General features: G+C 68.1%; 1 pseudogene. It reads left to right on the top strand.

The annotated features are described in order from the left end of the window. Window positions 1–989: pseudogene (locus EBB59_RS13260) on the top strand (XVIPCD domain-containing protein); the annotation flags it as partial.

Raw genomic sequence — 989 nt, 5'->3', positions numbered from 1 at the left:
GCGGATTCCGCGCAGAACCATTTCATCGGCCGCAATGCCGGCGGCATGGCCGGCGGTTTCCTGTTCGGCGCCGGCTATGGCGCGGCCACCGGCGCCTGGACCGGGCCCGGCGCATTCCTCACCGGCATCGCCGGTGGTATCGGCGGGGCTTATCTCGGCGAGCGTTGGGCCGAACAAAAAGACATCGAACGCATCCATACCCAAACCGATCGCAGCGGCAACCCCTGGTCCCGACAGCCCGACGACCCACACGGCACCTGGACGCGCGTCGAACGCACCCCCACCCCCGGCGGCGGCTACCAGGACACCCGCCTCGCCGCCGCCGGGCGCTTGCACGACGAACTCAACTACCGCGCCGCCAACGATTCCTACGCGCTCGGGCTCGCCAATCCGCCGAAACCACAAGCCCCTTTCCGCCTGGATGCCAGTCGATCCACCCAGCCGCCGCCCAGCCCCTTCGAAACCGGCCGCGACTACGTGCGCGATGCGCAAAGCGGCCAATGGCAACTTGAAATCCGCCAGACCCTCGAAGGCCGCCTGCCCGTCACCCGCCACGAGCCGGTCGGGCCCGAACGCGCCAACGCGTTGGAACGACAATCGCAGGCCATCATCGCCCAGAACGCCGCCAATACCCCGGCGGCCATCGCCGCGCGGCATCGCATCGCCTTCGAACAATTCGACTGGAACGAATTCACCGCCCACGAACCCGTCTCGCCCGCCATCATCAATGCCCACGCGCAGACACAAACGCTCCAAGCCTCCGATGGACATACCTATACCCGCGACACCGAGGGCGAATGGCACAGGCCCGGCACCTTTTATGGCAGCCATACCGCGGAAGGCAATCTGCGCGAAGAACTGAACCGCACCTGGGCAAGCCAACAAGCCGGCCTGCGGGAAATGGCCGCGATGGCGGAAATGGCGCGCGCCCACCCGACCCCGACGCCCAGCGACCTGCGCAGCCAGGTGGCCGGGGCCTACGCCCGCGC

Origin of the sequence: Solilutibacter pythonis (genome assembly GCF_003697345.1) — a bacterium.
Lineage (GTDB): Bacteria > Pseudomonadota > Gammaproteobacteria > Xanthomonadales > Xanthomonadaceae > Solilutibacter > Solilutibacter pythonis.
Note: the sequence above shows the minus strand (reverse complement) of the source record. Positions and strands in the feature narration are given on the sequence as shown.